The organism is Trichocoleus sp. Lan (assembly GCF_039961855.1).
Taxonomy (GTDB): domain Bacteria; phylum Cyanobacteriota; class Cyanobacteriia; order Cyanobacteriales; family FACHB-T130; genus FACHB-T130.
Genome location: NZ_JAMPKA010000032.1, coordinates 58,055 through 69,490 on the forward strand (window position 1 = coordinate 58,055; position 11,436 = coordinate 69,490).

Consider the following 11,436-nt stretch of genomic DNA (forward strand, 5'->3'; position numbering starts at 1 on the left):
TTTACTCATACTGTCAGCCGGAATTTTAAACTTCATCCTTCTTTTTTTCTGATGAATCTAGCTTAGAGCTGCCAATATTTATATATTTTTAAATTAAATTTTGATTAAATCTTTGATTAAGTCTAAACGATTTAAACGAGTCTTTTTAAGAGTTTTCGTTAGCCTGACTTTTTTGCTTTTGGGTTCGGGCTTTTTTATTTATTATACATTAAAAAATTCTGCTAACAAAAACAATATATCAAATTATGAAATTTACCTCAAAAATCAATTAAATCAACCAAATTCTTATCCGGTTAATTATCCTATCTCATCGAGTGGTTATCAACCCGTCAGCGTGTGGACAGGACGCCTAATATTACTACCGAAAGAGCAGAGACAGCTTAGAAAATCGGTGCTTTTTGAAGTTTATAATGCTGATTCCGCGCATCAGAATCTAGTAGGAAAGATTGTAAATTTAGAATGGAGCCGGGACGCAGAAGTGCAAAGATTTGTCCAGGCTGTAACGCAAGATGTCAAATTTATTCAGGCAACTGAAGATAGTAAAAAAACGGGGAATTTGCATCCTGACCGATTAAACAATTGGCAAAATGTCGATCCCTTAGAATCCTTGGCTGGGGCGCGACCTCAAGATGATGTCGTCGTGGAACTCAAAAACCCTGTAGTTGTCACCAATCACCAAAAAGAACGCCCCTCGCTGAGGATTCCTCAAGAACCCGTACAAGTCACGGGTCGGATTTATGCTTTAGTGACAATTATTAAAAGAGAGGAAGTAGATAGCGTTAGCGCAACGTCTTCTTCGGATCGTTTTGTTGTACGTCACTTTAATAAAAAAACAAAACAATTTGATGGCCCTTTAGAAACCATTCGGATTCCTCAAGTGCCATCTGACCGCAACGGGATTACTCGGTCAACAAATCGAGGAATTGAAAAGTCTCCCCTCAATTCCGCAGGCTGGTACATTTATGGGACAAAAGATGCCGAGGGAATATTTGTCACCCAGGCAATTGAACCCCGCGCCCTGATGCGTTTGCAACCGGATGAAGTGCGGGTAAATCGGAAATCTGCTAATTCCTATCTGAAAAAAGAACTTTGGAAAGGTACTGAAGGTCAAAAAGGAACCGCCAAGATAGTTTTACTCGATCCAAAAAGTCAACAATTTAACGAGGCGGTATCGAAATGGCGCGAGGGAGATCGAGCAATTGTCCTTCATACATACGGTGGAATTGGGGGTAAAAAACCCGAACCCGAACCGCTGGGCGTAGTTACGGGACATTTTGCTTATGGCATTGCGACAGTCGTGCGCGATCGCTTCACGGATGAGTTACGCTTTGACATCGAGTATCGGCAAGTTTACGCCCATAACCCTGATGGCATTATTGCTGGGACAATGAAATGGTCTACTTACATGGGAGATTTACAGCGGGGTTGGGTGGGAAATCGACCTGTATCCGATGCGATCGTCAAGCTAGATGCTGTGACGCAAGATTATGATTTTGATGGCATCCAACTGTCACCCATGAAAGAATTTATGCGCCAGTTGGATATCATGATGGCACGCTACCGGATTGGAGATGGAACGGGTAGTTCAGTAGTGACACCCTCAACTTCTTGCGTACAAGATGCTAACCAAGCGCTTTTTGTGACAATTAAGCAGGTAGAGAAACAGGTGGCGTCGAATCCTCGCATTCAAGAGTGGTTGCGGCGTCATCCCAGCGACACCCAAACCTTACGATTTCAGCAACTCGTGAAATTAGGGCGATCGCTTGAAAAGCAATTAGCACCCCTAGGGATTATTCGTTCCGATTGGCAAGAAAACGCTGAGAATTTAGCAGGAACCAGGACAGCGGACGGCACCCTTACCACTGTCTTGAAGGCAGCAACAACTTGGCGAACCATGTTACCTCGACGGGCGCATGATGAAATTGCCACGATTTTGTTAAATAATGGAGCCGCTTTGTGGGTAATTCGGACGAACCAAGTGGGGGGATTTAATCCAGATATTGTGCCTCGTGCCCCTACGGCACTTTTAGGGCACCGCACGAATTGAGAAAAATTTATCCATCCCATCAAACAGCAGAAACTACCAGGAGGCACGAGTAGCAATGGTGCAGCAACCAATACAGGAGGAGCGACCACCACTTTACAGCTGCGTTATTGCAATTGATAGCGTCACCGGACGCCAAGAGGAAGAAATAATCGCTTTCGGCGTATCTGTAGATGATGCTAAAAAGCAAGCTCAGCAGTTGTTAGCAAACTATGGATGTGATGAATCGCAAATTCTCAAGTTAATCCAGCAGGCAAGAACTGAACCCGTATCTCCCTGGTGTTCCCCTGAAAATAGACAAGGTTAATCTGAATGCGATCGCTACTCGTCTGCTTTATCTAAAAGATTTTGAAGGCGCTTCCGTTCGCTCTCTTCTAAAGCTTTTCGAGGATCGGTACGGCGACGACGATACCAAGTCGCGCCCCCAACCAACATCGCAATTAATAGCAAGGCACCAATTAAGGGCAAGAAATCACCCGTTTTTAGCGCCCGTAAGCCGTAACTCCCTAACATTACAAATGGCAACACTCCAGGGATGGTTCCCAGAATGGTTCCTAGTAGATAATCCCGAAAGCGAATTGAAGTCAAACCAGCGGCAAAATTAACTAAGCCGTAGGGAATAATTGGCTGTAGGCGGATGGCAAACATATAGAATAAGCCACCCTGAATCATCTCCGCATCAATCGCTTGCAAGCGTCCGCCTAACTTTTGAACGACAAATTCACGCCCCACCGTGCGCGTAAAGGCAAAAGCCACTACAGCTGCAATCACGGCGGCAATACTCGTCCAAAGCGTCCCCAACCAAGGACCAAAAATTGCGCCACTGGTAAGATTTAGTGCTGTAGAAGGCAAGATTAACAGTGTCGCCAAGGTATAGAAAACGATATAAATAATTGGTGCCCAGATGCCAGCTTTATTCAGCCATGTTTGGAGTTGAGCTGGATCGATGCCTCCCAAAAAATATACTGCGAGTCCCGTCGCTACAATGCAGACGGCAGTCAATAGGAAAATGCCACTTTTAGCGTTCAACAAAAACTCCTTTATTTTTAGCCATTAATCATTTGTCATTAGTAATAGGACTTACGCAGAGATTTCCCTAAATCCCTCGATAAATTGAGGGACTTTTCCAGTTCTCCCCCTTTTTAATGGAGATTAGGGGGATCTATATTTCAAGCTTTCAGCGTGTAAGTCCGGAGTTGTTCTTGATTAGTCTTTGCTCACTCGTTCTTCGGATATTACTAAAGACTCTTGAGTGCTGATTTCTGACTTGTGACGCTTTTCGGTTGGTTCCTGACTTTTGAAACCATAAGCTTCGCGCACTAAATAAAGCGGACGTCCTTTGACTTCTTCGTAAACACGACCAAGATACTCGCCAATGATTCCCAGTGTTATTAACTGGATACCTCCCAGAAATAACACCGCCACCATGATGGAAGCATAACCAGGAAGATCGATCCCATAAATTAAAGTGCGGAAGAATAAAAAGCTAGCGTAAATAAATGACAAAAAAGATATCGTAACGCCCACGTAACTCCATACTTTTAAAGGGAGAAAACTAAAGGAAGTAATCCCATCTAGGGCAAAGTTCCACAGACGCCAATAGTTCCAAGTCGTGGTTCCCTTATAACGTGGGGGACGATCGAATAAAACCGAGGTTTGCTTGAAACCCACCCAAGCAAAGAGTCCTTTCATAAATCGGGTTCGTTCTGGCAGTAGCTTGATAGCTTCTACCACACGCCGATCGAGCAACCGAAAGTCTCCGGTATTGCGGGGGATGGGGACGCGACTCATCTTGCCAATGATCTGGTAGAAAGCCTTGGCTGTAGAGTTTTTCAGCCAACCTTCATCACGCGATCGCCTAGTTGCATAAACGACATCATAGCCTTCGCGCCATTTGTCTACCAGTTCCTTAATTAACTCTGGCGGATCTTGCAAGTCGGCATCAATTGGGATTACCGCAGCACCCGCAGCATAGTCAAGTCCGGCACTGAGGGCGACTTCTTTGCCAAAGTTGCGGGACAAGTTGACGACTTTAATCGCTGGGTTACGATAATGATGCTCAATTAGACACTTCAGGGTATTGTCCTTACTGCCATCATTGACGCAAACAATCTCGTAGGTTGTATTTACGGTTTCTAGTACCGATAGCAGCCGCTCAAACAAGTAGTCAATATTGTCCTCCTCGTTGTAAAGCGGTACTACCACAGAGAGTTCTACTGGGTCAATATCTAAAGACATAAAAAAACAAAGACAAGCTAATATATGTCAAGTTTCACCTAACTTGACTGCACTTTAACCTAAATTCTAATTTCGTCAATATTATGAGCCGAAGCTTCACAGTTCCTAAATCATCGCGGCGCTGGTTGTCGCTGGAGATGTTGCTCCTAGGCGCGATCGCGATCGCTGTTTTGTTAAGAATTATCTATCTAGGCAGCCGAGAATTTTGGTACGACGAAGTTCTATCCCTGATCCTCGCCAGCGGTCACGGCGTTGACTATCAAGCTCCGGGAGCGCAACCCGTCAACCTGCGGGACTACAGCGCTTTATTGATCCCACGAGCCGGTGATGTCGTAGGAACGATCAAAGATGTCTATAAAGGTATCTTGGGCGATGTCCATCCGCCCCTTTCTTATTTCAGCCTGTACTTCTGGCTACAGCTATTTGGCAATAGCGAAGCTGCCTTACGAGGTCTGGGCGCATTGCTGAGTATAGGTGCAATTGGCGGTGCTTACGGATTAGGACGTTTTGTGATGGGACATCGCGGCGGACTGATTTTTGCTGCCTTACTCGGTACAAATCCTTTCTATTTATTCCACTCTTTAAATGCCCGGATGTATGGCCCGCTGATTTTATGGACGATTCTCAGCACCTGGGCAATGCTGCATCTGGTTGACACAAAAGGAGCAACAGAGAGTGTCCGAGCCTCCGAGTGGGAAATTGAACCAGACGCCACGCCATCATCCCATCATCCCAGCAACCGCTCATCGATTCTCTGGAGTGCGATTCTGATTGTTTCAGTCGCTGCTGGACTGCTGACGCAGTATCTTTTTGTCTACTGGGTGATGACCCTAAGCATCTTTGTCCTCATCTTTGACCGGCGGCGGTGGTGGCAGCACGGATTGCGTTTGGGGGCGAGTGTATTGCTGTGGATGCCTTGGTTTGTTTGGGGAACTCGGAAGCAGGGGCGTCTGGGTGAAGTGGGCAATCAGTTTTCCAAGGGAAATCATTTCGCAGATGTTACCCAAACCTTGAGCAGTCACTTGTTACTGGGAGACTGGGTGGGAGATGTCGTCAAAACTCCCGCAGAAGCGACCCTCGCGATTGTGGCAGGGTGCCTGATAATTTTGTTGCTAGCCGGGTGTACCTTTAGCCTCTGGCGGCAAGCAAAGCGTCGTACCTTATTCATGGCTTTGTCACTGGGAATTTTGCCCCTGTGCATTGCATTTGCAGTGGATATTCTCGCTGGCAAATACACGATTGGCTTTGGCGGTGGAAGGGCACTGATTTTTGTTTTGCCTGGATGCTTGCTATTAATTGCTTTATGGCTGGAACGGGCGGCGGGACGCTGGCGCGGAGTAGCGGTAGCAGGTTTGCTGCTGTTGTATCTGGGCATCAGCATCGGGGACTTCAGCACGAGAAACCGCTCGATGTTCCATCAGATAGCAGATTTGATTCAACAGGAACCTACAACGCCAACTTTAATCGTGATGAACTCCCGCGCTTGGGGTCACATTCTGCGTTTGGCTTATTATCTTCCTCCCACTGCCCCGGTTCAGCTATTAGCACAGCATCCTGCCGACCTTGCACCTGCTTTAGAAAAAGTTCTGACAAGCGGACAAGCAACGCAATATCCTCGGATTCTCTGGTTAGAGAGCGCTCGTCCTGTGAATAAGGCTCCCAAAACGGAGGCAGAAAAACAGCAAATTCAGCAGGAAATCCAGCGAGTTTTGCAATCTCGTTACCAGTTGGCGCAAACGCAGCAGCTATCGGGAACCACGATTCTGGATGAGTTTGCGGTTAATCTTTACAAGAATCGGAATCTCTAATTTTTGGGCCATTGCCAGTTAAAACGATTCCATTCGTAAATGCCTTGAATCTCATACTCGCTGCCATTCTCAAACCGGATAATGCAGTTAGTATGAGAGACCCCGCTCTCTGTGGTCTCGTAAACCCCAACCACCGTGCAGGGAAACCATTCGCGGCTACAGGGGCCGTTTTCTTGCACCCACTCCCACAGACCATTAGAAACCTCAATGCGATCGCCTACTTTCAGCTTTAACCCTTGCTTGCCTTCCCGCTCATAATACTCAGCCAGATGAACCGGCTGAATGCGATAGAGCCACCCAAAGCCATAGCGATCGCGTAAAAATTGCATCGCTCCCGAATCTTGATTATTCAACCAGTCATTGAGTAACGTAATCTTCCAAGAGCGATTTTGTCTTTCTTGTTCCTTGACAAATTGCAGTAAAGCTTTGACTTGTTCTGCTGTAAGTTCCTCCAATGGATTCGCACCATCGGCATTTTCATCACCACTCGCCGGGTTCTCCCCTTGGGCACCCAGCAGTTCCTTGACAAGAACTTGCAGCAGAATTTGCTTCTGCATATCGCTGAGAGGATATACAGCCTCCTCACATAGACTAAATGCTGCTTGCAGTGCCGCTTCAATCTCAGATCGGGTCACAATCAATTCCTTACTTTGGAATGGATCGCCACACAGCAGAGCTATCTCGGTGATTCTGAGTGGGAATGCCCAGACTTAGAGCGCTCATTAAGGGCGATCCCCTATTATCGCAGAATTGTCAAGATATCCCGAAGCTCCTGTTTGACTAGATTCGCGCTAAGCTGAGGGGTGAAGTTCCCAAAAAACCTGAAGTCATGGTACGGTTTATGCGATTTCGAGCTGTGTCTATTTTTTTCATCTCTTGCCTTATCGGAGTTGTGAACTTGCTGTTTACTCCTCCGGCTTTGGCATTGACACAGATTAAACTGTCTGAACTTTCCTACCATGACTGCCCATCCGAGTTAGCAGATGGGGCGGTTATGAGTACTGGCGCTTCCAGAGCCGCGAGTTGCTACATAGTTACCGGCAAAGCTCAAAATGACTCTGATAAATATGTCTACAACGCCGATATTTTTGGTCGCATTTACGACGCGAATGGCGACTCGGTAATGCAAAACCGAACGCGCCTCGGTTCGATCGAAGAAGTGCCGCCTGGAGTCAGCGATTTTGAACTCAGGATCTCGGTTGCTGCAAATCAACCGACACCCTTGCAGCTCAAGCAATTCAAAGCCGCTGGATTTAACGGTACAGTCCGCCGTTAACAAGTCCGCCGTTAATAAGTCCGCCGTTAACATCTGATTGCAAGGATTTTAGATTATAGATTCACTCCAAAATCCAAATCTAAAATCCTTTGACCCTAAAAACCCGGAGTGAATTGAATACTGGAGAACAATCCAGCCAGAATTTGCAGCACAAAAATCGCTAAAATCGGGGAGATATCCAGACCACCCAACGGAGGAATAATCGAGCGAAAAAGGTTGAGGTAAGGGTCTGTAATTGGACTCAGGGTGGAAGCTATCTGGTTCATCCAATTGACTGTCGGAAACCAAGTTAAAAGAATCCGTACAATCAATATGAACATATACATGTTCAGAAAAGTGGAGATCGTATTGATCAGTAATTCGGCTGAAGAATTCATCGGTGTTGAAGGTTCCTTGTTAAAATTGGTGAACGCTTGAAACTTGAAGACAGTTTAACGGATTTACCGGATTGAAACTTAGGAATCTTGATTAAGCGATGTTCCTAGGGAACGACCCCTTTCAGAAATTCGTGCTGTATCTGAGGAAGAAAATCGCTCCCGCTCTAGTTCTGTACTTTTGCCATTTACATTGCCTAGCTGTGTCCGGACTTCATCAATTGCTGCATTTAACTGAGCAATTTTATCCTCTAAGCCTCGCCGTGCAAATTCAATACTCTCTGAATCCTTTAGCTGACGCTTTTTCCCCTTGCTCAACTTCGCTTCTGACGAGCCAGGATTGAGCAGAGAGGCGTCAGTTGTGTCAGTTTCGGACGCGCGTCCAGAAGCAACCAGCGCTCCGACAATTCCACCGACTAGACCGCCAACTATCGTTCCAGCCAGAAATCCACTGCCAAAACTATCGCGCTGACTCATCTTAAAATTACCGTTGTTTTTTTTCTTGTTGCAACTGTTTTCAGGTTAACTTTTTGCTGACCTCGATGCCTACCAGTCTAAGGAGTCATCTGTTCAGTTGTCAGTCGTCCTAAGTAAGAAATCTGAACACAGATTTCATCTTTGATTGCTCATCTTTTGGATACCGCTTTGGATACCGCTTTGGATACCGCTTTGGATACCGCTTTGGATACCGCGTCAGGTGCCAAACGTGCGATCGCCTGCATCTCCCAGCCCCGGTACAATATACCCGTGGCTGTTCAAACCCTCATCAATCATTGCCGTATAGACAATCAAACCCGGATACGCGACAGAAAGCTGTTGCAGAGCGGGTGGCGCTGCCACAACCGAAATAATCCGCATTAAAGCTGGGTCAACGCCTCGCTGAGTCAGTTCTGCGATCGCCCTCATCATGGTTCCACCCGTCGCCAGCATCGGATCGCAAATTAAAACCCGCGTTTGAGGGTCAAGCCGTTCCGGCAATTTATTCAGATAACAGCTAACTTCCAGGGTTTTCTCATCCCGCACCAAACCGATATGGTAAATCGACGCCAAAGGCAGCAACGTCTGCGCCCCATCTAATAACCCCAATCCTGCCCGTAAAATCGGCACCACAACCAGTGGCACCTCTGGATTGATAAATGTAGCCGGACATTCAGCCAGGGGCGTCTGTACGGTTGTTTCTATCGTCGGCAACCATTCTCTAGTTGCCTCATAAGTCAGCCAGCGCCCCAGTTCCGTCATCGCGCTTTTAAACAGCACCGATGGCGTCGCAGCATCACGAGCAACAGCCAACCAATGTTTAATCAGTGGATGGGGAGGAACATAGACACGCAGTTGGAGAGTCATAGTTGCGATTTTGGCAGTCAGATGCCAGCTCAAAGACCTGACCTATCATAGAACCTCCTGGGATGTCTGAAAACCCAGAATCAATCTGGGTTCGGTTTCTTTGTCACCAAACCCCACGCCAAAAGCATTTGTGGGGTAACGAAAAGCCCACAATTCCAACTAACTTGGTTTTTTCTATTGAAAATAACTTGCAACAGTATTGACATCTATTTTCAACAAGGCTATATTTATTTTCAGTGTTCTCCTCTCATTAAGGATCGGCAGGTGGGGCTGGTTAGCAGTAGCAAGCTAGTCCCCATTTTTTTTAAGAGGCAAGACACAAGCCCAATAAAAGCAGCCTTTAGCTCATGCAGTCGCTCATATGAGTCTGGTGAGATAAATTAGACACCAAAGGGCTTGAGTTATTGGTTGAGTTGTTGGCAGCGGGGCATTTTTGTGTTAATCCCTAATAGGGATTGAAATGAGTAAAATTTTCCCTTACTGCTGCCTCATGCCTTCAACTACCGTTAAATCTCCAACTGCACAAACGTTTGATGCCATCGTGATTGGCTCTGGAATTGGAGGGCTGGTGACAGCCACCCAACTGGCAGCGAAAGGCGCTCAAGTTCTCGTACTGGAAAGCTACTTAATTCCAGGTGGCAGTGCCGGATATTTTGAGCGGCAGGGATATCGGTTTGACGTAGGGGCGTCGATGATTTTTGGGTTTGGGACTCAGGGCACCACCAATCTGCTCACCCGCGCTCTAGATGCTGTGAATGTCAGTCTGGAAACCATCCCCGATTCCGTCCAGATTCACTACCATCTTCCCGCCGGTTTGGATCCAAAAGTTCATCGCAATTATGAGAAGTTTTTGCAAGAACTCACTGCCTACTTCCCCCACGAACGGGAAGGGATTCGACGCTTCTACGACGAATGCTGGAAAGTTTTCAACTGCCTGAATGCGATGGAATTGCTGTCGTTGGAAGAACCCCGGTATCTGACACGGGCATTTTTTCAGCATCCCTTAGCCTGTCTCGGCTTGGTAAAGTATTTGCCTCAAAATGCTGGTGATATTGCAAGGCGATACATCAAAGACCCGCAGCTACTGAAGTTTATCGACATGGAGTGCTACTGCTGGTCAGTTGTCCCCGCTGACCGGACACCGATGATTAATGCAGGGATGGTGTTCTCAGACCGGCACTATGGCGGCATTAACTATCCTAAAGGGGGTGTAGGACAAATCGCCCAAAAACTGGTGGAGGGACTGGAAAAAGCTGGGGGACAGATTCAGTACAAAGCCAAGGTGACGAAAATTATTACCCAAGAGGGTCGAGCGGTAGGCGTCGAGTTGGCAAATGGAAAAGTCTATGGAGCCAAGCGGATTATTTCCAATGCAACGCGCTGGGATACTTTCGAGAAGTTACTGCCAGCGGAAGAAATACCAGCGGCTGAGAAGAAGTGGCAAAATCGTTATCAAAAATCGCCGGGTTTCTTAAGTTTGCACTTAGGCGTTAAGGCAGATGTGCTGCCGCTGGGTACGGACTGTCACCACATTTTGCTAGAAGATTGGCAGAAGATGGAAGCGGCGCAAGGCACGATCTTTTTGTCAATTCCTACGTTACTCGATCCGGATTTAGCACCAGAAGGTCATCATATTCTGCACGCCTTTACCCCTGATTGGATTGAAAATTGGCAGGGACTTTCTTCTAGCGAATATGAACAGAAAAAGGAAGAGGCAGCAGGACGAATCATTGAGCGGCTAGAGAAGAGTTTCCCCGGTTTAGATGCAGGGTTAGATTATCTGGAAGTCGGGACGCCCCGCACGCATCGGCGCTTTTTAGGTCGTGCAGATGGTACGTATGGCCCAATTCCTAGAAACAAGTTATTAGGACTATTGGGAATGCCATTCAATCGAACTGCGATTTCGGGACTTTATTGTGTGGGAGACAGTACGTTTCCAGGGCAGGGTTTAAATGCGGTGGCATTTTCTGGTTTTGCTTGTGCCCATCGCGTGGCGGTAGATTTGGGGTTGTAAGGGTTTTATCGAACCCCAGACGACTCCCTAGGGCGCAAAGGAAAGAAAACAGCGGATTTCTGGCTGCTGATTGCACAAGTTACATTATTTGAAATGCCCGAATCATCACTTCGTTCAATTGTTGCATTTGCAGAATACCCAACTCTCCTAACGGGACTTAGACAAAAACTGATAAAAAAATGGCTTCAAACTTAGACAGAGAAAAATTTTCAGCTCAAAAGAGCATAAATCCAGTATTCACAAGGGTTTCAGGCATTTTTTGATTATCGACCTTTTTTTCTTGCTCAGAGAGGTTTTCAGCCCCTAAAGGGGCTAGAAAATGCCTAAGTCCCACTAAG

11 protein-coding genes are annotated in these 11,436 nt (G+C 46.6%); 5 read left to right on the plus strand and 6 right to left on the minus strand.

Annotated features, from left to right (window positions below; translation table 11 throughout):
- The first annotated feature begins 478 nt into the window (after nucleotides 1-478).
- Both NDA03_RS23195 and NDA03_RS23200 read left to right on the plus strand, forming a co-directional pair.
- Nucleotides 479-2,047, plus strand: coding sequence for an abortive infection protein (locus NDA03_RS23195; RefSeq protein WP_348239278.1), 1,569 nt, complete (start codon nucleotides 479-481; stop codon nucleotides 2,045-2,047).
- Between the two features lie 55 nt (nucleotides 2,048-2,102).
- Nucleotides 2,103-2,351: a hypothetical protein gene (locus tag NDA03_RS23200; RefSeq protein WP_190525251.1), complete on the plus strand. Its 249-nt coding sequence runs from the start codon at nucleotides 2,103-2,105 to the stop codon at nucleotides 2,349-2,351.
- Nucleotides 2,352-2,365: 14 nt separating this feature from the next.
- Here NDA03_RS23200 and NDA03_RS23205 read toward each other — a convergent pair whose 3' ends face one another.
- On the minus strand, nucleotides 2,366-3,076 hold the full coding sequence (locus NDA03_RS23205) for a VTT domain-containing protein (protein WP_190525252.1): 711 nt from the start codon (nucleotides 3,074-3,076) through the stop codon (nucleotides 2,366-2,368).
- Nucleotides 3,077-3,250: 174 nt separating this feature from the next.
- On the minus strand, nucleotides 3,251-4,282 hold the full coding sequence (locus NDA03_RS23210) for a glycosyltransferase family 2 protein (RefSeq protein ID WP_190674739.1): 1,032 nt from the start codon (nucleotides 4,280-4,282) through the stop codon (nucleotides 3,251-3,253).
- Between the two features lie 83 nt (nucleotides 4,283-4,365).
- Between NDA03_RS23210 and NDA03_RS23215 the strand changes: the two genes are divergently transcribed.
- Entirely contained in the window at nucleotides 4,366-6,090 is a 1,725-nt protein-coding gene (locus NDA03_RS23215) for a glycosyltransferase family 39 protein (RefSeq protein WP_190410469.1), read from the plus strand.
- On the opposite strand, the gene NDA03_RS23220 is transcribed toward NDA03_RS23215, so the two are convergent.
- Complete coding sequence (locus NDA03_RS23220) at nucleotides 6,087-6,725, minus strand: hypothetical protein (RefSeq protein ID WP_190410468.1); 639 nt, start codon at nucleotides 6,723-6,725, stop codon at nucleotides 6,087-6,089. The genes NDA03_RS23215 and NDA03_RS23220 overlap by 4 nt on opposite strands.
- Nucleotides 6,726-6,931: 206 nt before the next feature.
- Here NDA03_RS23220 and NDA03_RS23225 point away from each other — a divergent pair, with 206 nt between their 5' ends.
- The gene (locus NDA03_RS23225; protein ID WP_190410892.1) at nucleotides 6,932-7,366 is read left to right on the plus strand and encodes a hypothetical protein; all 435 of its coding nucleotides are present in this window, start codon (nucleotides 6,932-6,934) and stop codon (nucleotides 7,364-7,366) included.
- 95 nt (nucleotides 7,367-7,461) lie between these two features.
- Here the strand turns inward: NDA03_RS23225 and NDA03_RS23230 are convergent, their stop codons facing one another.
- The 3 genes from NDA03_RS23230 to upp all read right to left on the minus strand — a co-directional run bounded on the left by NDA03_RS23230 (nucleotide 7,462) and on the right by upp (nucleotide 9,084).
- A complete protein-coding gene (locus NDA03_RS23230) occupies nucleotides 7,462-7,743 on the minus strand; it encodes a YggT family protein (protein ID WP_190410467.1) in 282 nt (93 codons plus the stop codon).
- 78 nt (nucleotides 7,744-7,821) lie between these two features.
- Entirely contained in the window at nucleotides 7,822-8,217 is a 396-nt protein-coding gene (locus tag NDA03_RS23235; protein ID WP_190410466.1) for a hypothetical protein, read from the minus strand.
- A gap of 216 nt (nucleotides 8,218-8,433) precedes the next feature.
- Nucleotides 8,434-9,084, minus strand: a complete 651-nt coding sequence (gene upp / locus NDA03_RS23240) for a uracil phosphoribosyltransferase (protein WP_190410465.1) — start codon at nucleotides 9,082-9,084, stop codon at nucleotides 8,434-8,436.
- A 490-nt stretch (nucleotides 9,085-9,574) separates the two neighbouring features.
- Here upp and crtH point away from each other — a divergent pair, with 490 nt between their 5' ends.
- Entirely contained in the window at nucleotides 9,575-11,098 is a 1,524-nt protein-coding gene (gene crtH / locus NDA03_RS23245) for a carotenoid isomerase (protein WP_348239281.1), read from the plus strand.
- Nucleotides 11,099-11,436 lie beyond the last annotated feature (338 nt).